The 23,875-nt window shown below is 67.7% G+C and carries 22 protein-coding genes; 5 read left to right on the forward strand and 17 right to left on the reverse strand.

Annotated elements, in window-relative coordinates; genetic code table 11:
• Window positions 1-85: 85 nt before the first annotated feature.
• The 8 genes from SAZ01S_RS01760 to SAZ01S_RS01795 form a co-directional block, all read right to left on the reverse strand.
• Window positions 86-1,423 carry an LLM class flavin-dependent oxidoreductase gene (locus SAZ01S_RS01760; RefSeq protein WP_084579459.1) on the reverse strand — a complete coding sequence of 446 codons (1,338 nt, stop codon included), beginning with the start codon at window positions 1,421-1,423 and terminating at the stop codon, window positions 86-88.
• A 166-nt stretch (window positions 1,424-1,589) separates the two neighbouring features.
• The gene (locus SAZ01S_RS01765) at window positions 1,590-2,378 is read right to left on the reverse strand and encodes a class II aldolase/adducin family protein (RefSeq protein ID WP_084579461.1); all 789 of its coding nucleotides are present in this window, start codon (window positions 2,376-2,378) and stop codon (window positions 1,590-1,592) included.
• A 30-nt stretch (window positions 2,379-2,408) separates the two neighbouring features.
• A complete protein-coding gene (locus SAZ01S_RS01770; protein WP_167693037.1) occupies window positions 2,409-3,359 on the reverse strand; it encodes an ABC transporter substrate-binding protein in 951 nt (316 codons plus the stop codon).
• Window positions 3,349-4,437, reverse strand: a complete 1,089-nt coding sequence (locus tag SAZ01S_RS01775) for an LLM class flavin-dependent oxidoreductase (protein ID WP_084579465.1) — start codon at window positions 4,435-4,437, stop codon at window positions 3,349-3,351. Before SAZ01S_RS01775 ends, SAZ01S_RS01770 begins: the two co-directional genes overlap by 11 nt.
• Window positions 4,438-4,454: 17 nt before the next feature.
• Entirely contained in the window at window positions 4,455-5,684 is a 1,230-nt protein-coding gene (locus SAZ01S_RS01780) for a rhodanese-like domain-containing protein (protein WP_084579467.1), read from the reverse strand.
• Window positions 5,681-6,304 (reverse strand): cysteine dioxygenase family protein, encoded by a 624-nt coding sequence (locus SAZ01S_RS01785; RefSeq protein ID WP_084579469.1) that lies wholly within the window; start codon window positions 6,302-6,304, stop codon window positions 5,681-5,683. Before SAZ01S_RS01785 ends, SAZ01S_RS01780 begins: the two co-directional genes overlap by 4 nt.
• Complete coding sequence (locus SAZ01S_RS01790) at window positions 6,301-7,092, reverse strand: ABC transporter ATP-binding protein (RefSeq protein ID WP_084579471.1); 792 nt, start codon at window positions 7,090-7,092, stop codon at window positions 6,301-6,303. Before SAZ01S_RS01790 ends, SAZ01S_RS01785 begins: the two co-directional genes overlap by 4 nt.
• Window positions 7,089-7,877, reverse strand: a complete 789-nt coding sequence (locus SAZ01S_RS01795; RefSeq protein WP_084579473.1) for an ABC transporter permease — start codon at window positions 7,875-7,877, stop codon at window positions 7,089-7,091. Before SAZ01S_RS01795 ends, SAZ01S_RS01790 begins: the two co-directional genes overlap by 4 nt.
• A gap of 190 nt (window positions 7,878-8,067) precedes the next feature.
• Here SAZ01S_RS01795 and SAZ01S_RS01800 point away from each other — a divergent pair, with 190 nt between their 5' ends.
• Entirely contained in the window at window positions 8,068-8,904 is an 837-nt protein-coding gene (locus SAZ01S_RS01800) for a LysR substrate-binding domain-containing protein (RefSeq protein ID WP_084579503.1), read from the forward strand.
• Window positions 8,905-8,999: 95 nt separating this feature from the next.
• Window positions 9,000-9,656, forward strand: a complete 657-nt coding sequence (locus SAZ01S_RS01805) for a peroxiredoxin-like family protein (protein WP_084579475.1) — start codon at window positions 9,000-9,002, stop codon at window positions 9,654-9,656.
• On the opposite strand, the gene SAZ01S_RS01810 is transcribed toward SAZ01S_RS01805, so the two are convergent.
• From SAZ01S_RS01810 to epsC, 7 genes are all read right to left on the reverse strand, one after another.
• Window positions 9,657-10,604: an NAD(P)-dependent oxidoreductase gene (locus SAZ01S_RS01810; RefSeq protein WP_084579477.1), complete on the reverse strand. Its 948-nt coding sequence runs from the start codon at window positions 10,602-10,604 to the stop codon at window positions 9,657-9,659.
• Entirely contained in the window at window positions 10,601-11,776 is a 1,176-nt protein-coding gene (locus SAZ01S_RS01815; protein ID WP_084579479.1) for an acyl-CoA dehydrogenase family protein, read from the reverse strand. The genes SAZ01S_RS01810 and SAZ01S_RS01815 overlap by 4 nt, the downstream gene beginning before the upstream one ends.
• A 2-nt stretch (window positions 11,777-11,778) precedes the next feature.
• Window positions 11,779-12,768, reverse strand: a complete 990-nt coding sequence (locus SAZ01S_RS01820; RefSeq protein WP_084579481.1) for an ABC transporter substrate-binding protein — start codon at window positions 12,766-12,768, stop codon at window positions 11,779-11,781.
• A gap of 131 nt (window positions 12,769-12,899) precedes the next feature.
• Window positions 12,900-15,074, reverse strand: a complete 2,175-nt coding sequence (locus SAZ01S_RS01825; RefSeq protein ID WP_245824505.1) for a TonB-dependent receptor — start codon at window positions 15,072-15,074, stop codon at window positions 12,900-12,902.
• A gap of 197 nt (window positions 15,075-15,271) precedes the next feature.
• On the reverse strand, window positions 15,272-16,222 hold the full coding sequence (locus SAZ01S_RS01830) for an ABC transporter substrate-binding protein (RefSeq protein ID WP_218018001.1): 951 nt from the start codon (window positions 16,220-16,222) through the stop codon (window positions 15,272-15,274).
• Window positions 16,212-18,788, reverse strand: a complete 2,577-nt coding sequence (locus SAZ01S_RS01835; RefSeq protein ID WP_084579487.1) for a TonB-dependent receptor plug domain-containing protein — start codon at window positions 18,786-18,788, stop codon at window positions 16,212-16,214. The genes SAZ01S_RS01830 and SAZ01S_RS01835 overlap by 11 nt, the downstream gene beginning before the upstream one ends.
• Before the next feature lie 175 nt (window positions 18,789-18,963).
• Window positions 18,964-19,956: a serine O-acetyltransferase EpsC gene (epsC, locus tag SAZ01S_RS01840; protein WP_084579489.1), complete on the reverse strand. Its 993-nt coding sequence runs from the start codon at window positions 19,954-19,956 to the stop codon at window positions 18,964-18,966.
• Window positions 19,957-20,207: 251 nt separating this feature from the next.
• On the opposite strand from epsC, the gene SAZ01S_RS24205 reads away from it, so the two are divergent.
• The gene (locus tag SAZ01S_RS24205) at window positions 20,208-20,819 is read left to right on the forward strand and encodes a MetQ/NlpA family ABC transporter substrate-binding protein (protein ID WP_139809895.1); all 612 of its coding nucleotides are present in this window, start codon (window positions 20,208-20,210) and stop codon (window positions 20,817-20,819) included.
• On the opposite strand, the gene SAZ01S_RS01850 is transcribed toward SAZ01S_RS24205, so the two are convergent.
• Together SAZ01S_RS01850 and SAZ01S_RS01855 are read right to left on the reverse strand one after the other, a co-directional pair.
• Window positions 20,780-21,496: a DOPA 4,5-dioxygenase family protein gene (locus SAZ01S_RS01850; RefSeq protein WP_084579491.1), complete on the reverse strand. Its 717-nt coding sequence runs from the start codon at window positions 21,494-21,496 to the stop codon at window positions 20,780-20,782. The genes SAZ01S_RS24205 and SAZ01S_RS01850 overlap by 40 nt on opposite strands.
• A gap of 35 nt (window positions 21,497-21,531) precedes the next feature.
• Complete coding sequence (locus SAZ01S_RS01855; protein WP_084579507.1) at window positions 21,532-22,020, reverse strand: thioredoxin family protein; 489 nt, start codon at window positions 22,018-22,020, stop codon at window positions 21,532-21,534.
• A gap of 294 nt (window positions 22,021-22,314) precedes the next feature.
• Between SAZ01S_RS01855 and SAZ01S_RS01860 the strand changes: the two genes are divergently transcribed.
• Both SAZ01S_RS01860 and SAZ01S_RS01865 read left to right on the forward strand, forming a co-directional pair.
• On the forward strand, window positions 22,315-22,956 hold the full coding sequence (locus SAZ01S_RS01860) for a peroxiredoxin (protein ID WP_084579493.1): 642 nt from the start codon (window positions 22,315-22,317) through the stop codon (window positions 22,954-22,956).
• Between the two features lie 4 nt (window positions 22,957-22,960).
• Window positions 22,961-23,761 (forward strand): gamma-glutamyl-gamma-aminobutyrate hydrolase family protein, encoded by an 801-nt coding sequence (locus tag SAZ01S_RS01865; protein ID WP_174596072.1) that lies wholly within the window; start codon window positions 22,961-22,963, stop codon window positions 23,759-23,761.
• Window positions 23,762-23,875 lie beyond the last annotated feature (114 nt).

Consider the following 23,875-nt stretch of genomic DNA (forward strand, 5'->3'; position numbering starts at 1 on the left):
CCGGACGAGGCGATCGAAGGTACATCAAATTCCCTGTCTGGATTAAGAAGCGCGGCGGCGCCGGGCGGCACAGCGCCCGGCCCGCTCAGGCGGCGCTGCGCAGCGCCCGTGCGGCGGTGTAGCGGTTGACCGGCACGTCGAGCCCCAGCGTGTCGCGGAAGGTCCGGCCGGGATAGTCGCGCTTGTAGATGCCGCGACGTTGCAGGATCGGCACGACTTCGTCGACGAACAGGTCGAGTTCGCCGGGCAGCGATTCGAAGGTGTTGAAACCGTCCGCGCCGCGCGCCTCGAACCAGTGCTGGAGCGCGTCCGCCACCTGCTCGGGCGTGCCGACAAAGGGCGAGCGCGGCGTGGCGAAGCGCAGCGCCAGTTCCCGCAGACTCAGCTTCTCGCGCCCGGCGGTCTCGACGATGTGGGTGGAAGCGCTCTGGTTGCTGCGCAGCCCTTCCGCGATCACCGCTTCGGGGAACGGCCCATCGGGATCATAGACGCTGAAGTTGTGGTCGTTGAACGAACGGCCCAGCGCCCGCAGCGCATTTTCCAGCGTGACCAGTTCGGTCAGTTCCCGGTATTTGCGGTCCGCTTCCGCCTCGGTCGAGCCGATCACCGGCCGCGCGCCAGGCACGATCAGCACCTTGTCGGGATCGCGGCCGAAGCCGGCGGCGCGCGCCTTGAGATCGGCATAATAGGCCTGAGCATCGGCCAGCCCTTCATGCGCGACGAAGATCGCTTCGGCATGTTTCGCCGCAAAGTTGCGGCCATCCTCCGAGGCGCCGGCCTGGAAGATCACCGGCTGGCCCTGCGGCGAGCGGGAAATGTTGAGCGGCCCCTTCACCGACAGGAACTCGCCCCTGTGGTTGAGTTCGTGCAGCTTGTCGGGATCGAGGAACTGGCCGGTCGCCTTGTCGCGCACCAGCGCATCGTCTTCCCAGCTGTCCCACAGCCCCTTCACCACGTCGAGATATTCGGCGGCGAGCCGATAGCGGACGTCGTGCGCCAGATGCTCCGCCTTGCCGAAATTGGCGGCGCTGCCCTCCAGCCACGAGGTCACCACGTTCCAGCCGGCGCGGCCGCCGCTGATGTGATCGAGCGAGGCGAGCTGGCGGGCGATATTGAACGGCTCGGTATAGCTGACGGTGATCGTGGCAACGAGGCCGATCCGCTCGGTGACGGCGGCGAGCGCCGACAGGATGGTCAGTGGCTCGAACCGGTTGAGATAATGCGGGCTGGAACGCGCGTTGATCGAGACACTGTCGGCGACGAACAGATAATCGAACTTGCCGCGCTCGGCGGCCAGCGCCTGGCGCTTGTAGAAGCCGAAATTGGTGCTGGCATCGACCTGCGCGTCGGGGTGCCGCCAATCGTCCCAACCGGGGCCGACGCCGTGCAGGATGAAGCCAAGCCGTAACTGACGGTCGCTCATGTTCGGTGCTCCTGAAAGATGGGCAGAGGCTATGGGAGCGTGCGAAGCACGGGAAATGCGAATGGCTGATCCGCTGATGAGAAGCGCTCAAGCCGAGGAAACGAGAAAGAGGGGCGAGCGCCAAGGCACCCGCCCCAGGGATTCCGCGAAGGGAGCGGACAGCGAATTACTGGTCGTAGCCGGGGGAATGCCGATCGAGCTTGCGCAGCGCCGCTTCCCAGACGAGCTGGAAGATATTGCGCCCACCGCCGCGATCGACGGCACGTCGCTCGGCCATCTGGCGGCGCACTTCCTCCTGCGCGGCCTCCGGCGCGATCAACACATGCTCGCGGCCGATCGACAGCGTGCGGACCTGCGCGGTGCAGGCGGATTCGATCGAATAGATGTTGAGCCACGCTTCCCCCACGCTCTCGCCCAGCGCGAGCGTGCCGTGGTTGCGCAGCAGCATGATCTTGGTGTCGCCAAGGTCGGCGGCGAGGCGCTCGCGTTCGTCGAGGTTGAGCGCCACGCCTTCATAGTCGTGGTAGCTGAGCCGCGGGATGATCGCGAGCGCCTTCTGGTTGAGCGGCAGCAGCCCTTCGGCATGGGAGGAAACGGCGGTGCCGTCCGGCGAGTGGAAATGTGCGATGAAATGTGCGTCCGGTCGCGCGGCATGCACCGCCGAATGGATCACATAGCCGGCATAGTTGATGCCATAGTCGCCCGGATCGATCAGATTGCCGTCGAGATCGACCTTGACTAGGCTGGAGGCGGTGATCTCGTCGAAGCCGAGCCCGAACGGGTTTATCAGAAAATGATGGTCCGGCCCCGGCACCCGCGCCGAGATATGGGTAAAGATCAGATCGTCCCAGCCATAGAGCGCGGACAAGCGATAGAAGGCGGCAAGGTCGACACGGACCTGCCATTCGGCATCGGAAATCGTCTTGGGTGCGGGGCGTTCGAGCACGGTAGCCATGGAGTCACTCCGAAAACGGGGAAGGAAGGATCATCGCAGCGGGACCAGCACCTCGGCCGCCGGGCGCCCGGACGGCTTGAGCAGCCCAGCCCGCGCGAAGCGGGCGGCGACCGCGTCGAGATGTGCGGCCAACGCGCTGTCGAGCGCAGCGGGCGCGTGGCGATATTTGCGGACGAATTGCTCGGCGACCGCCGGCGCCAGTCCGGTATCGCGGGCGAGCGCCACCGCCCATGCGTGCGGATGGGCCGCGGACCAGTCGAGCGCCTTGGCCTCGCGCGCCAGGAAGTCGCGCAGCAGATCGGCCTTGTCCCGGATCGCCGCTTCGTTGGCGACTTCGAAGCGGAAGAGCGGGCCATAGTCCTCGGCATCCGCGATCAGCCGCGCGCCGCCGTTCAGCGCGAGCGTCAGATACGGCGTCCAGGTCGCCCAGGCGTCGATCGAGCGGGCGTCGAACGCGCTCTTGGTATCGGCCGGCGACAGGAAGATCACCTGCACCCGGTCATAGGCGATACCGGCGCGCTCCAGCACCTCGAGCAGCAGATAATGGCCGATCGAGCCGCGCGTGCTGGCGATCTTCTTGCCCACCAGATCGGCGGGGCTGCGGATCGGCGAGCCCGGCGGCACTGCGATTCCCAGCGCCTCGCGGCCGCCGGCCGAGCGCTGGACCGACACCGCCTTGACCGGGCTGCCGTTGCGATAGGCGAAGACGAAGGGCGCATCGCCGACCAGCCCGACATCGGCGGCGCCGCTGCCCACCGCTTCGAGCAGATTCTGCGCGGCCGGGAATTCGGACCATTCGATCCGGTAGGGCGCGCCCGCCAGCACGCCCACGGCGGTCAAGAGTGCCTTGGTCGATCCCTTCTGGTTCGCGACCTTGAGCACCCGTGCGCTACCGCCCTTCCCCCGACATCCCGCCGCCAGCGCCAGGGCACCCAGCCCGGCGGCGGAGACAAAGGCCCGCCGTGTCCCATCAGCTGGCAAGCGCAACCTCCCGCGCGGCATCACGCGCGGCGACCTTTTCGTGAACCAGCGGGATCAGGTCGCGGCCATAGGCGATCGAGTCCGCCAGCGGTTCGAAGCCGCGGATCAGGAAATGATCGATGCCGAGATCGTAATAGTCGAGCAGCGCGTCGGCGACCTGCTCGGGCGTGCCGACCAGGCCGGTGCTGTTTCCCTGCGCCCCGGTAAGCGCGGCGACGGCGGTCCACAGCCGCCCGTTACGGGGCGCGGTCCTGACCGTCTCCAACAGGCGGCGGGCGCCGTCATTGGGCGGCTGGTGATCGGTCAACGGCAGGCCCGCCGCCGCGCGCGCGGCGCGCACCTGCTCGACAATCTCGTCGGCGCGCTTCCAGGCGGCTTCCTCGGTCTCGGCGATCACCGGGCGCAGCGACAGCGAAAAGCCCGGCCGGCGATTGTAGCGCGCCGCCGAGGCGCGGACGCGCGCCACGATCTCGCGCACCTGCTCGTGCGTCTCGCCCCACAGCGCATAGACATCGGCATGGCGACCGGCGACGTCGATCGCCTCGGGCGATGCGCCGCCGAAGAACACCGGCAGGTTGTCCGGCTTGATCGCGCTGAACGCACCTTTCACATGGTAGAAGCGGCCATCATGATCGAACGGGCCGGCGGCGGTCCATTCCTGCTTGAGCAGGCCGACATATTCGTCGCTGCGGGCATAGCGATCGGCCTTGATGCTATGGTCGCCGTCGCGCGCCATCTCCTCGTCGGCAGCGCCGGTGATGATGTGCACCGCAACCCGGCCGCCGCTCAGCTGGTCGAGCGTGGCCAGCTGGCGCGCGGCGAGCGTCGGCTGGGTGAAGCCGGGCCGGTGCGCGACAAGAAAGCCAAGCCTGGTGGTGATCGCCGCCACATGCGCCGCGACGATCTGGCTTTCGGGCGAGGCCGAGCTGAACGGGATCAGCACCCGGTCGAATCCACCCGCTTCCTGCGCGCGCGCCGCCGCTTCGACATAGTCCCTGTCGAGAATGCGCGAGCGAGTGCCGGCATGGATCTCCGAATGATCGTTGAAGCCGATATAGCCGATGAACTTGACGGTCATGGACCTACTCCCGGGTGTCAGAGGACGTGAAAACCGTGGGTGCCGTCGCGGGCGAGCTGGTCGACCAGGCCATATTCCCAATCGAGATAGGCCTGCATCGCCGCGGCCTTGTTGTCGGTGCCCTCATAGGGGCGCTTGTAGCGGCCCTCGGAACCGCGGGGCCGCGGCGCGCCGTCGCTGCCGGTCTCCAGCGGACCGTCGAATCCGCCATCGAGCACCAGCACCTCCCAGCCCATCTGGGCGAGCCAGGAGGCGGTCATGTCGGCGCGTGGGCCCAGGTCGTCGGCAACGACGATGCGCGCGCCGCGCACCGGGGCGTTGTGATCGGTCTCCTGCACAAGCTGGCCGCCCTGCGCATTGCGGAAGCCGGGGATATGCCCGGCCTCGAACGCGGTGGGCTGGCGCACGTCGTAACGGTAGAGGGTGCGACTGGTGTCCCGCTCCAACTCGGCGAGATCGGCGAGGCCGATGCGCTTCACCCCGGCACGATAGGCGACGTTGCGGGCGCGCAGCCGCGCCTCGTCGGCGCCTTCCAGCGGAAGCTCGGGTGCCTGGCGGGTCTGGCCGGTATCGAGCCCCTGTCCCGCCAGGGTCCAGCCGATGGTGCCGTTGCGGAGGGCAAAGACCGGGTTCGGCACGCCGGCGTTGATCAGCGACTGGGCGCCGATGATGCTGCGCGTGCGGCCCGCGCAATTGACGATGATCGTCGTGTCGGGATCGGGCGCCACCGCCTTCGCCGCCAGCACCAGCTCGGCGCCCGGCGCGCTGACGCCGGTGGGGATGCTCATCGTGCGATATTCGTCGAAGCGGCGCGCGTCGAGGATGGCGATGTCGGCCTTTTCGCGGATCAGCGCATGCACTTCCTCGGCGGGCAGCGAAGGCGTGTGGCGACGATGCTCGACCAGCTCGCCGAACGCCTTCGAGTAGCTGTTCACATCCTCGAACAGCTCATGGCCGGCGTCGCGCCACCCGGCGAGGCCGCCCTCCAGCGCATGGACATCAGTGTAACCGAGCGCGCGGAGCGTCGTGATGGCCGGCTCGACCAGCCCGTCGCCATCGTCATAGAGCACCACCGTCACGGCGCGGCGCGGCAGGCGCCATTCGGCTTCGATTTCCAGCCGTCGCAGCGGGATCTGCGCGGCGAAGAGCGGATGGCCGAGGGCAAACGCGGCTTCCTCGCGCAGGTCGATCAGGGCGATTTCGCGGTTGGTCAGCAGGGCACCGCGTATCTGGGCAGGCGTGGTCATCGAAGCTCCTCGGAACGGTCCCAGAGATTGGGGAGATCGGTGTTGGCGTAGCCGGAGACGAAGCGGCGGGGCTCCGCATCGGGGCCATAGGTGGCGCGCTCGACCGCGCCGATGTTCGCGCCATAGACATGGATGCTGACCGACACGCCGTTGGCGACGCCGTTCGACACCTGGTGCAGATCGTTGCCGCCCGCAGGCGAGAAATGCTCGACCTCGCCGGCGCGCAGCTCGCGCTCGGGTCCGGCGGGGAACAGCACGCCCGCTCGGCGGACGAAGGATTGGACCCGCTCGCGCCCGCGCAGAACGCCGACCAGACCCCAGACGCGGTGGTCGTGCACTGGCGTGCGCTGCCCCGGCCCCCAGACGAAGCTGACGACCGAGAAGCGTTCGCGCGCGTCGCAATGGAGCAGATATTGCTGGTAGCGATCGGGATGCGGTCGGGCATAGACCTCGGGCAGCCAGTCGTCGCTGGCGACCAGCGCACCGAGCAGTGAAGCGCCCGAGCCGAGCAACACCGCTTCGTCGCGCTCGCGCTCGACCAGTTCCGCCAGCGCACCGACGAAGCGGCGCAGCCGGGCGACATTGGGCCGGGCCGCCGGGACCACCGCCGCCAGGCTCATGGCCGTGCCGCCTTGGTGAAGGGCACCACGTCCGCCGCCGGCTCGCCGCCGAGCAGCGACAGCAGCCGTTCGCGCAGCGCCGCGCTCAGCCCGACGCGTTCGCCGCGCGGGGCGGCGATCCGCTCCTCGGCGAGGATGCGACCGGAATCGAGCACCACGATCCGGTCGGCGAGTGCGATTGCCTCGTCGACATCGTGCGTCACCATCATCACGGCGGGCTTGTGGCTGCGCCACAGTGCCAGAACGAGGTCGTGCATCCGGTGCCGGGTCAGCGCATCGAGCGCAGCGAAGGGCTCGTCGAGCAGCAACAGGCTCGGCTCGCGGACCAGCGCCCGGGCCAGCGCCGCGCGCTGCGCCTCGCCGCCCGACAGCGTCAGCGGCCAGGCTTCGAGCCGATGACCGAGGCCCACCTCGACCAGCGCCGCCTGTGCCCGCTCTCGCACCTGCGGGCCCTTCAGGCCCAGCGCGACGTTGCGCCACACCCGCTTCCACGGCAGCAGCCGGGCATCCTGAAACACCACGGCGCGCGAGGTCGGCACCGCCACGTGCTGCCCGCGCGCGTCGTCGAGGCCGGCCAGCGTGCGCAGCAACGTGGTCTTGCCGCTGCCGGATCGGCCGAGCAGCGCGACGAACTCGCCGGGGGCGATGTCCAGATCGAGGCCGCGCAGCACTTCGGTCTGGCCGAAGCGGCGGACAAAGCCCCGCAGACGCACCACCGGCTCGGCGACATCTTCTACGGCAGATTCGACGGGAACGACGATGTCACGGGCGATTTCGGCGATGCTCATGCGGCTTGCTCCACCAGGTTGGGGCGCCAGGCGAGGGCCCGGCCTTCGATCGCGCGTACCAGCCAGTCGGCGGCGAGGCCGAGGGCGGCGTAGACCAGCAGGCAGACGACGATGACGTCGGTCCGCATGAAGTCCCGCGCATTGTTGACGAGGTAGCCGAGGCCGGCTGAGGCATTGATCTGCTCGGCCACCACCAGCACCAGGATCGAGATGGTCAGCGCATAACGCAGACCGACCAGCAGCGAGGGCAACGCGGCCGGCAGGATCACGTGCCATACCTGCTCGGCGCGGCTGAGGCCGAAGCTGCGTGCCGCATCCAGCAGCCGCACGTCGGCGCTGCGGATGCCGCTATAGAGGTTGAGATAGACCGGGAAGGTGCAGGCGAACGCGATGAGCGCCACCTTGGGCGTCTCGCCGATCCCGAACCAGACGATGAACAAGGGCGTCAGCGCCAGCGTGGGGATGGTGCGCTTGATCTGCATGAGCGGATCGAGCGCGATCTCTCCCTTGCGCGACAGACCGGCGGCGAGCGCCAGCACGACGCCTGCGGTGACGCCGAACCCCAGCCCCAGTGCGATCCGCCAGAAGGATACGAGCAGGTTGGACGGCAGCTCGCCGCTCCACAGCATCTCGAGCCCCGTCGACAGCACCGTCGAGGGTGCGGCGAGCGTGCGGGCGGGAATGATGCCGGTGCGCGATCCCGCCTCCCACACGAGCAGGAAGGCGATCGGCGACAACCACCGCGCCCCCCAGGCGAACCCATTTCTGCGCGTGTGCTGCGACATGACACCCCTCGATCGATGGAGGTGCAATCCTGCGCCTAATTCCCATCACATCAATCGAGTTTTACGCGAGCGCATATAAGCGGTGCTTGCCTGACCAAGCCCAGCTTGGAGGGGGCGCAGGCAAGCTTTGTTGAGCAACGCTAAACCTACTGCATAACTGGGAAATAAAAATCATAGGGGAATGGGCGCGATGCCGGTGAATCTACCGACCAATATCCTGCGCAGCTTCGTATCGATCGTCGATACCGGCTCCATGCTGCAGGCGTCGGAGCAGGTGTTTCTCACCCAGTCCGCGCTCAGCCTACAGATCAAGCGGCTGGAGGAGCTGGTGCAGCAGTCGCTGTTCCACCGCGAAGGCCGCCGGCTGGTGCTCACCCAGCCCGGTGCGGTGCTGCTCGACTATGCCCGCCGCGTGCTCAACCTCCATGACGAAGCGGTGGCGGCAGTGACGGCGGGCAAGTTCGCCGGCCCCGCGCGGGTCGGCATGGTGCAGGACTTTGCCGAGACGATGCTGACCGGTCTCCTCGCCCAGTTCGCCGAACTCCACCCCGAAGCCGAGATCCTCGCCCGCGTCGCCGGTACGGCGGAACTGCAGGAGCTGCTTGGCCGGCGCGAGCTGGACGTGATCGTTGGCTTCGCCGCCGCCAATGCCGCCGACGCGCTGGCGGTGACGCCGATGGCCTGGTTCGGCGCGACCGACCTGCTCGATCGCGAGGTTCTCCCACTTGCCGTGCTCGAATCGCCCTGCCGCTTTCGCGAAGCGGCGATGCACGCGCTCGAGGACGCGGGCGTGCGCTACCGGATCGCGGTGGAAACGCCCAATTTGTCGACGCTGCGCGCCGCCGTCCATGCCGGCCTCGGCGTCACCTGCCGCACCCATCTGTTCCTGAGCGACCTGCCGACGGCCGAGGATGCGCGGCTGCCGCCGCTGCCCAAGGTGGCCTGCATCGTCCAGAGCGGCGAGTTGCTCGACGACGCCTGCACCCGCCTGGCGACGCTGACCCGGGCGCTCGTCGCCGAGCGCTGATCTATCAGCAATCCTCAATGGCACCGCAGCCGGTTTCATTTCCGGCCGCGCGCGCGCGCGCCTAGCCTTCCCTCCTTTCCATCGGAGGGTCATCCATGACGCAGCTCGCCACCCTGTTTGCCGAACTCCAGGCCGAACGCGAACGCAGCTGGGCGCCCGCGCAGCTGCAGGCCAATGCCGCGCAGCGCACCGAACTGATCGAACGCTACGATCCGCGCCAGCATGTGCAGGTTGGCGAGCGAGTCGGCCCCTTCCTGCTGGTCGCGTCGACCGGCGAGGCGCTGACCCGCGACACGCTGCTGGCCGAAGGGCCGGTGGCGCTGGTCTTCTTCCGCTTTGCCGGCTGCCCAGCCTGCAACCTCGCCCTTCCCCATTACGACCGGACGCTGCGCCCCGCACTGGAAGCACGCGGCATCCGCCTGGTCGCGGTGAGCCCGCAGCTTCCCGAGCGGCTGGGCGAAATCCGCGACCGCCACGGCCTGGGCTTTCCCGTCGCCAGCGATCCCGACAACCGACTGGGCAAGGCGCTCGGCATCACCTTCGAACCGAGCGACCAGCCCGAGATCGCCCCCGGTGCCAGCTGGATCGGCGCGGTGACCGGCACCAACAGCTGGACGCTGCCCCAGCCGACGATCCTAGTGATCGACACCGACGCCACCGTCCGCTTCGTCGATGTCAGCCCGGACTGGCTGACGCGCACCGAGGCGGAAACCGTGCTGGCCGCGCTGGACGGGGTGCGCGCGGCCGCCTGATCAATAGCCGAGGGCCGGATCGACCAGATCGGACGGCCGCTCGCCCCGCGCGAAGCGGGAGAGGTCGGCGGTGATCTTGTCGGCCAGCAGGTGGCGCACCGCCAGGTAATTGGCCGAGATGTGCGGCGTGATCCACACCTTGGGATGCGTGTAGAGCGGATGGCCGGCGGGCAACGGCTCGGGATCGGTCACGTCGAGCGTGGCAAAGGCCAGGCGATCCGCATCGAGTGCCGCGAGCAGCGCCTCCTGATCGACGATCGACCCGCGCGCGATGTTGATCAGGTGCGCATGCGGCAGGGCATGCGCCAGCAGCGCGGCATCGACGAGGTGCCGCGTCTCCGCCGTCGCCGGCACCGCGATCACCAGATGATCGGCCGAGGCAACCACGTCCGCCGCGCTGCCAAGCAGTTGCACGCCAGCGACACCGGCGGGCCGATCGCGGCGTCGCACCGCCGTCACCTGCGCATCCAGCGCCAGCGCGCGCCGCGCCACCGCCTGCCCGATCGCACCGAAGCCGAGGATGCCGACGGTGGTGCCGCGCACCCGCCCGAGCTGGCGCGGGCCCCATTGCCCCGCCTCGGTGACCGCCGCGCCGACCAGATCCTTGGCCTGCGCATAGATGGCGGCGATCACATAGTCGGCAATCTCTTCCGAGGCGACACCGCGCCCGCAGCTGACCAAAGGTGCGTCGAGCAGCCAGGGCGGATAATAGTCCACGCCCACCGAGGCGACACAGACCCAGCGCAGCCGACCGGGCCACAGCCCCGGCTTCTGCGCTGCCGGCGCCGCCCGCCAGGCGGGGGCAGGCCGCACGATCAGCACGTCGGCCTCGGCGGCAGCTTCCCAGGGCCGCTCCTCCGGCGCGTCGATGATCGTCGGTGCGACCGGATGGGCCGCGAGCAAGGCGCCGAACTCGGGTCCCAGCTGGTTGGCGATCACCAGGCTCATGCGACGATTCCCAGCCCGGCGCGGCCGGCGGCGACAAGGATGGTATCGTCCTGCGGCGAATGGATGCGGCTGCACAGCACGTCGCGATAATGCCGCTCGAGCGGATTACGCCGGGTGAGCCCCGGATTGCCGGTGAGCTGCAGGCCGATCTCGACGGCGCGGATCGCATTGGACGTGGCGACGAACTTGATGTTGTTCGCCGCCGTTGCGGAAGGTGGATCGCCCGCGTCCGCGGCCTCGGCTGCCGTGCGGATCAGCGTGGCGTTGACCTGCAGCAGCGCCTCGATCTCGCCGAACTTCTCCTGCACCCGCGGCAGCGTAGCAAGCGATGCGCCGAGGTTGCTCGGCACCCGCTCGTTCAGATAGCCCGCAAGCCAGCCCCGCGCCGCCCGGGCAGCTCCGTCGTAGATGGTCGAGATCGCCAGCGCGTTCCACAGCAGGGGCGCGGAGTCGCCCGGCTTGGGCAGCCATTCCTCCGGCCGGCGCAGGTCCACCGCGTAGGCGGCAGGAATCGGCGCATCGCGGAACTCGACCGCGTGGCTTACCGTCGCGCGCATGCCGAGATGGTCCCAGGCCGGGTGAATCGTCACACCGGGCGTACCGGCGGGCACCAGGAAGTTGCCGAGGCGCGGCTCGGGCTCGTCGGTCTTGGCCCAGACGCCGTACCAGTCGAGCCCGGTCGATCCGGTCGAATAGATCTTGGTGCCGGTCAGCGCCCAGCCTTCCTTCGTGCGGCGCGCGGTGGTGGCGGGAATGCCGCCGCGCACCGGCGTGCCGAGTTCTGGCTCGACGCGGAAGAAACCGATCAGCCCACGCCCCTCCGCCGCCTCGCGGGCGAGGCGGGCATAGAGCTCGGGCGGCCAGCGATCCCCTTTCCCGGCATGGAAGCTGTAGGTCATGAACAGGATCAGGCCGACCGAGGGATCGCCCTTCGACACCGCACCGAGCACCCGCAGCGCCTCGGCAAGGCCGGCACCGCGTCCGCCGAACTGCGGCGGAACGGTGAGGCCGATCAACCCTTCGCGCGCCAGCAGGTCGAAACTCGCATGCGGGAATTCGCCGCTGCGGTCATAGGCTTCGGCCTGGCTCGCAAGCGTGCGGGTAATACGGTCTAGCAGCTGCTGCGGCACCGGGCCGGGGGCGATCTCGGGGGCGAGGGCAAGCGTGGCCATGGTCAGGCTCCTTGGGCGAGAAGGTCGTGGAAACGGGTGTCCCACAGCGGACGCACATCCACCTTGGGGACCAGCCCGGCGGCGGCGAAGGTGTCCGCCACCTGCTGCTGGGACTGGATGGCGGCATCGCTGACGGGCAGCAGCCGGGTCGGCTCGCTCTGGTGGTTGAGCCCATCCTCGACGAAGGGCAGCGGCACGCCCACCGCCTGGGCGACGATCTTCGCCCATTCGGCTTGGTGGCTGTTCGTCCAGTCGCGCGCCTGGCGGATCAGCTTAAGATAACTACCGATCTGCGCGACGCGCTCGGGATCGTCCAGCGCCTTGTGATGCGCGGTGAAGACATAGTTGCCGGAAAGGAAGCCCAGCGCCGTCTTCAGTACCCGCGCGCCATCCTTGGCGACGGCGCGCTGGATCGGATAGCCATAGATCGCCCATGCATCGAGCGACTCTTGCGAAAATGCCGCCGCGCCGTCGCTGACGTTCATCGCGATCGGCTGAATGTCGGACCAGCCGAGTCCCACCGACTGCAACATGCGGATCAGGAAATAATGCGTCGTCGTCGCCCGGACAAAGCCGATGCGCTTGCCCTTCAGATCGGCCAGCGACCGGATCGGCGACCCCCGCGGCACGAGCAGCGCCTGGTTTTTCACGTCGCTGCGCGCCACCGCGATCTGGCGGAAGCTGTGGATCGACGAGGCGGCGGCGAAGATCGGCGGGATCTCGCTCATCGATCCCACATCGAGCGAGCCGCCGTTGAGCGCCTCGACGACCAGGTTGCCTGCCTGGAACTCGCTGTACTGGATCGGGAAACCGGGCGTTATCCCGGCCGCGCGGAAGGCCAGCCGGTAATCGGCGTCGCCCTTGCCGGTGATCGAGACGCGGAGCGGCTTCGCCCCGCTGCGGCCGTGGCATCCGGCAAGGCTCAGCGCCCCCAGCCCGATCAGGGCGGCGCGACGCGACGGGGGCGGAAACGGTGGACCGGCAGACGACATGAACACCTCGATTAATACCTAGTGTATCGATAGGCATTAGGCTGCTCCAAGGAGGATTGCTTGGGCGCATATTAGCTGGGCTCAATCGCCCGCATTAGCCGAGCGGATCGCCGCCTGCCCGCCCCTCTCCGCTATCGGGTCAGGCGCAGCCGGAGCAGCACCGTCGCGGGGTCCGGATAATTCTTGTAATAGATGCCGGTCGACGGCGTGTAGGCGGTGCCTACCGGCGCATCGGCGCCGAGGATGTTCTTGCCCTCCAGCGCGATCTGGACGCGATCGTCCTTCGCGGCCCAGGTGATCGCGCCGTTGACGAAGGTCTGGCCCGGCACCCGGTCCTGCGGGCGGTGCAGCGCGCTGGTGTAGAAGCTGCTCTGATACTGGGCGGTCGCCGAGAAGCGCAGATGCGCCGTGCCCTGCAGCCGCAGCGTGTAGGTGCCGCCGCCCGAAAAGCTCCACTCGGGCGCATTGACCAGCGGATTGCCATCGGCGTTCACGCCCGCGCCGCCCGCCCCCTTATATGCGTCGTACTTCGCCTTGAGATAGCCGCCAGCGGCCTGGAGCGAGAGCCGCGCGGTCGCGCGCAGGTCGTTTTCCAGCTCGATCCCCCAGCTATGCGCCTTGCCGGCGTTGCCGCGCCGCGAACCGACATAGGCGGGATCGTAAAACGATACCTGCAGGTCGCGATAGTCGTTGTAGAATAGGGCCAGGTTGCTGTGCAGCGCCTTGGCCAGCGCGGTTACCTTGAGCCCGCCCTCATAGGTCGAGACCTTTTCCGGGTTGAACGGCAGCGTCGCGAGGTCGAGCCGGGTGGCGCGATTGTCGAACCCGCCCGATTTGAAGCCGCGCGCGAAGCTCAGATATTGCAGCACCTCGGGCGACCATTGCGCCTGGAGCGACACCTTGGGGGTGAGTGCCCGCCAGGTGTCCGCTGCACTGCCTTGGATCGACTGGGAGACGACCTGGCGGTTGTCGTCGATCACCTTGTTGTCGAAGGTGAAGCGCTTGCGCTCGATCGTGCCGCGTAGGCCGCCGGTCAGGCTGAAGATCGGCCCGACGCGATAGGTCGCCTCGCCGAAAATCGCATAGGCATCGGTGTAGGTCACGTTGTGGGCGCGCAGCTTGCTCACCGGCGCGGTGGAGGCGGTCCCAGTGCGGCTGAACCCGTCGCGCTCGACGAAGAAGCGTTCGTGCAGATAGAACAGCCCGGCGGTGAAGGTCAGCGCACCATAGTCGCCGTTCAGCTGGATTTCTTCGTTGATGTACTTGTCGTTGTAATGGATCAGGTTTTTCTGGATCAGCGCCGCCTGCCCGTCATTGTCATAAGCGACCGGATTGAGATCGAACCCGCCGACCGCGCTCACCGACTTCAGGCTTAGCTGCGGCGAAAGGGTGTAGCGCAGGCGCAGCGCTGCGCTTGAGCCGTCCAGATTCTGCACCGGCTCGACTTCCGAATAGGAGTATCTTCGGTTGAACGTACCCGGCTGGCTGACCGGGATATAGGACCGGGTGTCGCTGCGGTCGCGGGTTAGGTTCCCCGTCAGCTGCGCGTCGAGATTGGCGATACCGGTAAAGCGCAGCTTGCCGCGCAGCGAGTCCAGGTCGATGCGGTTGACATCGTGGCCGAGCGTCGGGTCCCAGGTCACGCCGTCGCGGGTGCGGTGGATATAGGCGATGCTGGCCGCCAGCGTGTCGGACAGCGGCCCGCTTGCCAGCCCGCGCACCTGGACGTCGTTGAAGCTGCCATAGCCGAGCTCGCCGACGAAATGCGTGGTCTGGTCTGGATCGCGGGTGATAATACGCAGCGCGCCAGCGCTGGAATTGCGGCCATAGAGCGTCCCCTGCGGCCCGCGCAGCACCTCGACCCGCTCCAGGTCGACGAACTCGGTCATCGAGCCGATCTGGCGGGGCACATAGACGTCGTCGACATAGACGGCGAGCACCGGCTCCTGGATGGGATCGGACTCGCCCACCCCGCGCAGCGAGAAGGTCTGGGTGGTGTGGCTGATCGAGGTGCGCGCAACGAACAGGTTGGGAATCTGCCCGGCAAGATCGCGGACGTTCTGGATGTTGCGTTGCTCCAGCGTCTCGGGGGTGAAGGCGGAAATCGCGATCGGCGTCTTCTGCAGGCTGGTTTCCCGCCGCTGCGCCGTGACGACGATATCGCCCGACTGCGGGGCATCCGGCTCGCTCGGCGTCGCTGCCTTGTCGGGCTCCGGAGCGATGGCGCCATGGGCAGCGGGCTGGGTCAGCGCCAGCACCGCCATGGACGTCGAAACAAGAGCGATCGCGCGTACCCCGAATTGCATTCTCATTCCCTGACGTCTGGAGAAGTGGCTCGCGAGGGCCAATTGCCCATCAATTCAGTATGAATTGTTCCGTCGAGCAAACGAGTTCGATCCTGACACCGATCGGAAATGCTCAAGCGACGTCGCGTGTGCGCGCGGCCGCCAACCTCGCACTCCGTGCCCTGGGTGCGATCGGGCGATCGACGGCACACCGCCGCTCAGGCGGGAAAGAGGCTCGCATCGACGATCGACGCGACGTCGACATGCGCCGGCAGTTCGCCATCGGCATGGAAGCGGTCGACGACGCGCTGGAGCGGACCGATGACCGCGGCGTCGGGCGCCACCAGAAGCGGGTTCTGGCGATCGACCACCAGTTGCGCCAGCTTGGGGTCCATCCCGGTCGCCTTGGCGAGGACCCGTGCATAGTCGGCAGGGTGCGCCCGCGCCCAGAGGCTCGCATTGCGGAAGCGCGCAAGCACGTCCTTGAGCGCGGCGCGCTTTCCGGTATCGGCCAGCGCCGCGTCCGATGCCGCGATCACCGAGAGACCGGTATTGATACCCTGCCCGTCGCGCAGCAGGCGGGCGCCGCGCTGCTCGGCGGCGATCTGGTAGGTGCCGAACGTCGCCCAGGCATCGATCCGCCCGGCGGCGAACGCCGCGGCGGCATCGTTGGGGAGCATGAAGCCGATGTCGACCTTGTGCCGATCGAGCTTCGCTTCCTTGAGCGCTTCCAGCAGCAGATAATGCGCGATGCTGCCGCGCGCGCTCGAGACGATGACACGGTGGCCGGCAAGCCCCGCAACCGAGCGGATCGGCGAGCCGGGCGGCACGAGGATGCCGATGTCGCGAGGCGCGGAAACCGACGCGGCGATGACCTTGAGCGGCACCTTGGCCGCCGCCGCCAGCACGACCGGCAGGTCCCCCGCTGGCGCGGTATCCACCGCCCCGGCGTTTAGTGCCTCGAGCAGCGGGGCCGCGCCAACGAAGTTGGCCCATTCGACATCGTAGGCGAGGTTGCCGAGCGCCCCCGCCGCTGCCGCCTTGGACTGGAGCAGATGGACCTGGTCGCCCAGCACCAGCCGGGTGCGACCGCCCGTCCCGCCGCGGCCGCAGGCGGACAGCGCCACGGCGCCCGCGCCGACGAGAAAGCCCCGGCGATCAGAATGCAAGTGCGATCCGTCCATAATAATAGCCACCTGCCGGATTGAAGGGAGACGGGCCATAATAGCCCTGCCCCGTCTGGGGATTGCCGGGCCCATTGGTTTCGGGCCGCACGTCGAACAGGTTGGTCGCGCCGATCGACAGCGTCGCGAACCGGGTCACCTTGGCGCTGATACTGGCATCGGTGATGAACTTCGCGCCGAAGGAACGATCGTCCCCGGCCGCGGTGCGCTGCGTATAGGCGCCATAGCGGGTGCCGGTGACGTTGACGCCGAAAATGCCCTTCTGCCAGCTGAGCGTGCTGACCAGCTTGGTGTGCGGTTGCAGCACTTCCAGCTCGCCGATCTTGTCGCCGCCGAAAAAGGCCGAGCCCGCGCCCAGCAGCGACGCGCCGTTGGCGCCGAAGAGTTGCGACGGGGTGGCGACGACATCGGTGACCTTGGTCCTGGAATAGTTGAACGCCAGCGTCGCGCCGAGCCTGCCGAACCGCCCGAGCGTGCGGCTATAGTCGGCGACGAGATCGAAGCCCTTGGTCTCGGTGTTGGCGGCGTTGATGAAATATTCCGCCTGCTCGATGTCCGAAAGTCCGTTCGCCGCGAGGATCGCCGAAATGCCGGGGCCGAACAGGCGGCCGGTGCGCTCGATGCGATCTCGGATGCGAATGTAATAGCCGTCGAGCGTGACCGACAGCGCAGGTGCCGGGGTGAACACCACGCCCAGCCCGGCATTCAGGCTCTTCTCGGCCTTGAGCGGCTGCGCACCGAGCAGCCGGCCGACCGTCGAGGTGGCGGTAACCAGCTTGGCCACGGTCGGGCGCAGCTCGGTCTGGCCGGTCGCGGCGTTGAAGAAGGAGGAGGTACGGCCGTCGGTCTGCGCATAGCCGATCTGGGTCAGCGACGGCGCACGAAAGCCGGTGCCCACGGTGCCGCGCAGCGCCAGCGTCGGCGTCAGCTCATAGCGGCTGTTGAGCTTGAAGCCGGTCGGGCTGCCCGATCCGTCGCCATAATGTTCGGTACGAATCGCGACGCCGACATACCAGGCCTCGCTGGGGTAGATGCCAAGGTCGACATAGCCGGCATAGACTTTCCGGGCGATATCGGCCTGGTCCGCCGGCGACAGGACGATCGCGCCCTGCACCACCGGCGAGGCGACGCGCCCGACATTCCAGTCATATTGCTGGTCGCCCGGTCGGAAGGTGTAGGTCGCGGGCTGATAGGCGAGCGGATCGCCGGCAAAGGTGCGGAAGCGATCGAGCCGATATTCGCCGCCGATCGAGATTTCCAGCGGCTTGGCCAAGCCGATGTCGACGCTGCGGTGCAGATCGACATTGTGGGTCCATTGGCGAAACTCGAAATTCGCGAGGTTCGACCATTTGGTCGGGCTGGCGGCCCCGAGCGACGGCCGGACCGACAGGTTCGAAAACTGGTGGCTGAAGTTGCGGCCGAACGACGAGGAAACGTCGAAATCCCAGCCCGCCAGCGTACCGCGCAGGCCGGTGACGAACTGGAAGTCGTCCTCGGCGATGTTGTTGAGCGGATAATAGCCGTCGGGGAACAGCGCGGTGAAGTTCGCAGTGCTGTTGGGGCGGCGGAAATTGTTGCCGATCTGGGCATCGCGCTCGCCATAGGTGCCGAAGCTGTAGAGGCTGACATTGGCGGACAAGGGCAGCTTGGCGTTGTAGCCCAAGTTGAACGCCTTGATCTGCGGGTCGCCATTATGCGCGCCGTCGCGGTTCCACTGCGCGTTGCGGGCATTGGCGGCCGCGATATTCGCGTCGACCTGCGCACGGGTGAGGCCGCTGGTCGCCACCACCTGGTCGACCGTCCGCCCGGCAGGCAGGCCATAGAGGTTGGTATCGGTAGCCGGCAGGTTCCACCACGCGCCGCCCCGCTTGCGCACATCGCCGCTCACGGTGAGGAAGCCGCCCTTGTCGCCGATCTTCGTGCCGTAGCGCAGCGTGCCCTTCCAGCTGTCGGGGTCGCCCTTGGCATCGTAGAGCGTGCCATAGGTGAAATCGCCGGTCAGCCCGGGCTTGTCCGCGAGCTGGATGTTGATGACGCCGGCGATCGCATCGCTGCCATATTGGGCGGCGGCCGAATCCTTCAGCACCTCGATCCGGTCGATCGCGCTGGTCGGGATCAGATCCAGGTCGACCGGGTTGGCGCCCGACGTGTCGGTCGGGCTGTTGTTGAGGAACGCGCCGTTATGCCGCCGCTTTCCGTTGACCAGTACCAGCGTATAGGCCGGGGACAGGCCGCGATTGGTGACCGGACGCCCGATCGAGAAGACTCCGGCATTGGTGGCGCCGAAATTGAGCGAAGGCAGCAGCTTGGTCAGCGCCTCGCCGAACTCGGCCGCGCCGGTGCCCTGGAGCTTGTCTGCGCCCACCACGTCGATCGGCGCGGGGCTTTTGGCGATGGTGCGCGGCGCGCCGCGTACCCCGGTCACGATGATGGGGCTGGTATCCGTACCGCCGGTGTCACTCCCAACAACATCCTGCGCACGCGCAGGTGCGATCACGAGGTGGACTGCCGTCAGCACCGTCGTTGCGAGAAATATGCTGGCTCTTGCCATTTTTGCGACCCCCGAGATTTTCGGGATCGGTTTATTTCCTACATTTCTTATAGGAAAATAAATTTGGGCATGGGATCAATGACAATCGCTCAACTGAAGCAACGCTTTCACATGAAAGAACTTATGCTTTCACCACCACCCCAGTGTCGCCGTTTCTCTTGGTCGTCGCCATTCGTTAGATGAGCCCCCGCGCCGCGTTGGGGTCGGCTTCCTCGACGACATTGCCCCTCGGCAGCGCGGAGGCGCCGCCCCGTGCGCGCTCAGCAAAAGCCTGGTGGATCACGCTGCCCGGCGGCACGCTCTCGGTGAGCCAGACATTGCCGCCGATTACCGCGCCCGCGCCCACGGTGACGCGCCCGAGGATCGTCGCGCCCGCATAGATCACCACATCGTCCTCGACGATCGGGTGCCGCGCCATGCCCTTGGTGAGGGTACCGTCCTTCTCCGAGGGGAAGCTGCGCGCGCCCAGGGTGACCGCTTGGTAGATCCGCACGCGCTCGCCGACGATCGCGGTCTCGCCGATCACCACGCCGTTGCCGTGATCGATGAAGAAGCTGCCGCCGATGCTGGCGCCCGGATGGATGTCGATGCCGGTCTGCGAATGGGCGATCTCGGCGATCACGCGCGCGATCAGCGGCGCGCCGTGCCGGTACAGGCTGTTCGCCAGCCGATAGGGGATCACCGCCTGGATGCCGGGATAGCAGATCAGGACCTCGTCGACGCTGCGCGCCGCGGGATCGCCGGCATAGGCCGCCTCGATATCGCTATCGAGCACGCGGCGGATGGCCGGCAGTTCCTGCGCAAAGGCCGCGACGATCCGCCCGGCCTCCGCCCGCGCCTCGGGCTCGGGGGTCGTGCAGCGCGCGACGATTTCCAGCTGCACCTGGTCGCGCAGCGCCGCCAGCGCCCGGCCGAGCGCCTGCTCGACATAGCCGGCCTCGTTCTCGGCGAGCACCGAGCTCGGCCCCAGCCGCAACGGAAACAGCGCGCCCGAGAGATCGGAGAGGATCAGCTCCAGCCGCCGTCGCGAGGGGAAGCGCACCAGCGCGCACGGGCCCGGCCGGTAGGCGGCGCGCCAATCCTCGCGGGCGACGAACAGCCCGGCGGCGATCTCCGCGACGTTCCATTCGTCCGTATCGGGGCGGGCGTCTCCGTACGTCCCCGTCATCGAGGCGAGGCCGCCTCGCCCCTGTGGACCTCGGGGATCGCTTCCGTGAAACCGCAATGCACTGTCATGGCCGGCAAGATATTCCCACTCGTTCGGTGGGGAAGCGATAAGAGCTACGCCGCTTGAAAGGGGAAGTTGCTCCCCTCATAGGGCGCGTGCCTATCAACCATGGCGGGCACGGCCTGTGATCCGCCGGTCCGCACCCGATTGCCGGTGTCGTTTGCTACCGGCACTCCGATGGCGAGGCGGCTATGATCCTGGCGGACATCAATCCCCTATATTCGATCGCTGGCGTGCTCGTCGGCGTGACCGGCGTCGGCGGCGGCTCGCTGATGAAGCCGCTGTTGGTGCTGGCGTTCGGCTTCCACCCCGCGACGGCGGTGGGGACCGATCTTTTCTATGCCTCCGCCACCAAGTCGGTCGGCACGGTCGTCCACAGCGGCCGCGAGCATCTGATCACGCTGCGCGACCCGAACAATGCGACCACCACGCCCAAGGACATCGCCAGCAACCCGCGCGGGCTGGTGTTCCGCGAGCTGGAGGCGGCGACGCTGCCGCGCGTACTCGACCAGGTCGATCTCGCGCTGATCAACACCAACTATGCGCTCGACGCCAAGCTCAATCCGACGCGCGACGCGCTGGCGATCGAGGACAAGAACAGCCCGTACGTCAATTTCGTGGTCGGGCCGGAAAGCGCGAAGAACGATCCGCGCGTGCAGAAGCTGGTCGCGGCGCTGCGCAGCCCGGAGGTGAAGGCGTTCATCGCCAAAAAATGTGACGGCCCGTCGTGCCGGCCTTCTGACCGGGACGACGGGCCGCGAGGTCACACCTCCAGCGGGTGGGTCGGGCAGATGTTGGGATAGATCCGCTCGATGGGTTCGGCACCGGGCTCGCCGGCCTTCTTCCAGTTGAAGGCGTTGACCGGCTGCGAGCGGTTCACCCACAGCGTGTAGTAGAGATGGTCGGCGCGTGGATCGTCGGTGTTGGGGTGCAGCAGGATCGTCAGCCCCAGGCTGTTGAGCTGCAGCCACGGCACCACCACCGGCAGCAGATCATTGGTGAAGCCGAAATAGAAGGACGGCGTCACATGCGGCCCGCGCGGCGTGAGGTTCCAGTTGCCCAGCTCGACCGGAAAGCGTTCGATCACCCATCGGCGAAGCCGCGCGGCCTTGGGATAATTGTCCTCATCGAAATAGATGTGCGCGTGATAGCTTTTCACCGCCGTGTAGGGCCGCGGGCGGTCGGGCAGGCCGTCGCCGCCTTCGGGACGGATGCTCAGCGGGCGGGTGGCCGGCTCGAGCGCGGTCCTGTCTCCCCAGGGGCTCTTGCCCACGTCGCGCGACGGCAGGACCGGGCGGAAGTTGGGATCGCCCAGCGGGGCCTGACTCTGGGCTTCCGCCACCCCGACCCCCAACCCGGTGGCGGCGATCCCCGCCGCCGCAAGCGTCGAGCCGGTGATCAGCCCGCGCCGCGTCGGCGACAGCAGATCGGCCCAGGCCTGATCTTCGGCACTATTCGGAGCGATGGTCTCTTCGTGCATGCTTCCCCCCGGGAGCGGTTCGCCTGACGATCCCCTCATCGCGCCCACTGTGCCAGCCAGTCGGCCAGCGCCTGCGGCGTGAGGCTGCGGGCATCGGCCAGTGCCGAAACGCGCCCGGCGTTCAGCAGCTTGTCGGTCTTGGGGTCGACAACAAGCAGCGCGGGCACGCCTTCCGGCCGCGACCCGACGCCGTAGCGGACCGGGATCGCAAGGTTGCGATCGAACCGGCCGATGTCGACGGTCACCAGTTCATAATGCCGAGCCACCCAAGGCTTGAGCTTGGGCAGTTCGATCGTCCCGGCGAGCAGGCGGCAATCGAGGCACCAGTTGCCGCCGAGATCGATCAGCAGCAGCTTGCGCCCCTTGAGCGCACGCGCCTTGGCCGCCTTCACCGCCGCTTCGGCATCGGCCTTCTCGTCATAGGGCAGCGGCAACGGCTTGGGCAGCGCCTCGAAGCTGGCGACACCCACTGCCGGGGCGCGATCCGGCGGCGGGCAGCGCGAGGACGCATGCGAACAGTGCAGCGGTAATGGGAAATTGCATATTGCCCCCTTTTGGCGCGCGACACGCGCGACATATCGAGGCACAAACTCCCATTCAATTTATAGGATTTGAACGTACAAAAACTGTCTACGTCTTCAAGCTCGGCTTTACCCCACGTCGGCGCACCGCCTGCAACGGGCGCCTTTTTACGCCAATGCGCGTCGATCCACGCACCCCCGCGGCCGCTTCTGCAGCCCCAACAATTTCTTCGCTACAATTCCTATCTATATAAGGGACATTAGTGCCTGCCGGTCGTCGGCCACAGGAGGATTTCCATGTCGCTCAAGATTCTCGACACCTTCCCAGACTTCACCCAGGAATCGACGCAGGGCCCGCTCAACTTCTACGACTGGGCCGGCGACAGCTGGGTCGTGCTGTTCTCCCACCCCAAGGATTTCACGCCCGTCTGCACCACCGAACTGGGCGCGGTCGCGAAGCTCAAGCCCGAGTTCGACAAGCGGAACGTCAAGGCGATCGGCCTCTCGGTCGACGCGGTCGCCCAGCACCTCGCCTGGGCCGGCGACATCGAGCGGACGCAGGGCGCGGCGCTCAACTTCCCGCTGATCGCCGATGTCGACCGCCGCGTGGCAACGCTGCTCGACCTGATCCACCCCAATGCCTCGGATACCAACACCGTGCGCAGCGTGTTCGTGGTCGATCCGGCCAAACGGGTGCGCCTCACCCTCACCTATCCCGCCTCGACCGGCCGCAACTTCGACGAGCTGCTGCGCACGATCGACAGCCTGCAGCTGACGGATGCGCACAAGGTCGCGACCCCGGCCAACTGGCACCAGGGCGACGACGTGATCATCCTGCCGTCGCTGGACACGGAGGCCGCCAAGGCGCTGTTCCCGGCCGGCTGGACCGAACACACCGCCTATCTGCGCACGGTGCCGCAGCCCGAAGGGGTGGACTGAGCGCATGGCCCGATTCGTCCGCCGCGATCCCGCACCGGCCGCCCGGCGGCCGGTGATCGGCGTGCTCTGCTGCAACGAAGTGGCGGACCGGCCCATCCAGGCGGTGGCCAGCCGCTTCATCGAGCCGCTGTCGCGGATCTCGGGGGCGACGGTGCTGCTGGTCCCCGCCCTGGTGGAGGTGGCCGACGTGGCAGCGCTCACCGGGCGGCTGGACGGGCTGCTGCTCACCGGCTCGCGGTCGGACGTCGAACCCCACCATTATGGCGGGCGCGCGGTGCCGGAGTCCCACGCCGACCCGCAGCGCGACCGCGTCGCTCTGGCGCTGGCCGAGCGGATGATCGAGAGCGGGCGGCCGGTGTTCGGGATCTGCCGCGGGCTGCAGGAGATCAACGTCCTGTTCGGCGGCTCGCTACGCCGCGACCTTGGCGAGGAGCATCACCGCGCCGGCGACCTGCCGTTTGAGGCATTGTTCGACCAGCGCCACGATGTAACGCTCACGCCAGGAGGGCTGCTGGGCGGGCTGTCGCCGAGCGCCCGGATCAGCGTGAATTCGGTCCACCGGGAAGGCATCGGCCGGCTAGGCGACGGCCTGGCCATCGAAGCATGCTCGCCTGACGACGGGTTGATCGAAGCGATCTCCGCGCGCCCCTGCGGCGCGGAAGTGCTGGCGGTGCAATGGCATCCCGAATGGGATGGGGCAAGGGCAGCAGTGGATCGTGCCTTTTTCGAACGGGTCGGCGCTAGCTTGGGGGGCCAAGCTGCAGACGAGCGGCGTTCGCGCGGCGGAGTTTATCGGGGACATTGATCTCAAGCCACCGCCGGATGCGCGAGCGTCTGGTCCCACGGAGCCGCACACCGGCTGCGGGCGGCCAAACGCAAACAAGCCCCGACGTGGATGCGTCGGGGCTTGTTTGCGTTA

The sequence above is a fragment of the Sphingomonas azotifigens NBRC 15497 genome (genome assembly GCF_002091475.1).
Classification (GTDB): Bacteria; Pseudomonadota; Alphaproteobacteria; order Sphingomonadales; family Sphingomonadaceae; genus Sphingomonas; species Sphingomonas azotifigens.